Consider the following 1933-nt stretch of genomic DNA (forward strand, 5'->3'; position numbering starts at 1 on the left):
GGAGGTTTAATGCAAACTACCTCCACCAGAGAGGATTTTGAAGATTTTTTTAATCTTTTTTAATGCTTGAAAATACTTGCCAATGTGAATTTTTTTTATTATATTTAATTAATGGGTTTTATCTGAACTATATGGGGTAAAAATTTTGAATTTTTGATTTACTGTCGGCAGTTTTATCTTTAGTTTTATCTGAACTATATGGGGTAAAAATTTTGTTATTATCTGTTTTAAATATTTTACAACCTTTTGTTTTATCTGAACTATATGGGGTAAAAATCTAAAATTTACATTAAAATCACAATAATACTTGCAACAATCGTTTTATCTGAACTATATGGGGTAAAAATTTTTCTCTAATACTATTTTTGCTTCTTCATCAGAAACTTCGTTTTATCTGAACTATATGGGGTAAAAATTTGTTTCAAAATGAAGTATGCTTAAAAAGTCATCAGTGTTTTATCTGAACTATATGGGGTAAAAATTTAAAGAAATGCTTAGAGAAGCAGTTAAATCTAAAAAAGGTTTTATCTGAACTATATGGGGTAAAAATATTCTTCATTCGTCTTTATTTAAATATTTCTTAGAAGTTTTATCTGAACTATATGGGGTAAAAATGATTATTCGTTAAAGTTAAATCAACCTCTTTTATAAGCGTTTTATCTGAACTATATGGGGTAAAAATTCTCTCTCAATGTTGACATTTGTCTTACCTCCTCAACGTTTTATCTGAACTATATGGGGTAAAAATTCAGACTCATCAACTTCAGCAATCTCGAAAATAGGAGGTTTTATCTGAACTATATGGGGTAAAAATATATAAAAGGTGCTGTCATATATTTCTACATCATTAATGTTTTATCTGAACTATATGGGGTAAAAAGAATTCTGGTTCTGTGTATATCCAAAAGATTTCAAAGTAGTTTTATCTGAACTATATGGGCAAAAAATCCCTAAATATGCTCAAATCCTTCTTCTTTTAAATGTATTTTTTTGTTATTCTCAATTAGATAAATACCTTTTCCTTTTTCTACTTTTCCTATTTTGTAGCAATTTTTTATATGTTTTTCATTCTTGCTATCTACCGTAAAAGCAAGCTCATAATCTTCACCGCCATAAAGTATGTACTGATAAGGGTCTTTTTTGTATTTTCTGCAGAATTTTTCAAGAAGCGGGTGAACTGGTAGTTTATCTTTTTCTATAATTATTTTTACACTGCTCATTGTTGATACATGCCTTAAATCTCCAACAAGACCATCGCTTATATCTATACAGCTTTCTGCATATTTTTCAATTGTTTTCTGTAAATCTATTTTTGCTTTTGGTTTTACGTGTTTTTCTATTAACTCTTTTTCAAACTTTTCATATCTTTTCTTATCCATTAATAAAAGCTCAAGACCTGCTCTTGAAAGACCTGTTTCTCCAGAAATATATACACTTTGCCCTTCTTTTGCACTGCTTCTTGATACAAATCTTTTAGTTTTTCCTGTTAAAAATAAATCAAATATAATTTCTTCTGAAGCTGAAGTATTTCCCCCAATAATGTTAAATTTATAATAATTTAAAGCTTCTTTTATCCCTTTATAAACCTTTTCAATCCATTTTTGATTTGTATTTTTAGGAACAGCTATTGAAATAATACCCCATTTAGGAATTCCTCCACAGGCTACCACATCACTGACGTTTACAGAAACAAGTTTCCATCCTAAATTTTCCGGTTTTATTTTTTCTTTTATAAAATGATGATTTTCTACCTGAATATCAGCAGTAAAAATTAAAAGTTCATTTTCTATTTTCACACAGGCACAGTCATCTCCAAAACCCACGATAACGTCTTTATCATTTATTGGTAAATATTTGGTTAATCTATCTATAAGTTTAAATTCGCCTTTCATTGTTTTATAAACACCATTTCATCTTTATACAGCCCCAGACT

General features: G+C 28.4%; 1 protein-coding gene and 1 CRISPR repeat array. The gene reads right to left on the reverse strand.

Annotated elements, in window-relative coordinates; all coding sequences use genetic code 11:
* Positions 1-115: 115 nt before the first annotated feature.
* Positions 116-948: direct repeats of the CRISPR family, unit length 29 nt; unit sequence GTTTTATCTGAACTATATGGGGTAAAAAT.
* A 2-nt stretch (positions 949-950) separates the two neighbouring features.
* Positions 951-1892, reverse strand: a complete 942-nt coding sequence (gene thiL / locus HG1285_RS03370) for a thiamine-phosphate kinase (RefSeq protein ID WP_008288888.1) — start codon at positions 1890-1892, stop codon at positions 951-953.
* Positions 1893-1933 lie beyond the last annotated feature (41 nt).

The sequence above is a fragment of the Hydrogenivirga sp. 128-5-R1-1 genome (assembly GCF_000171895.1).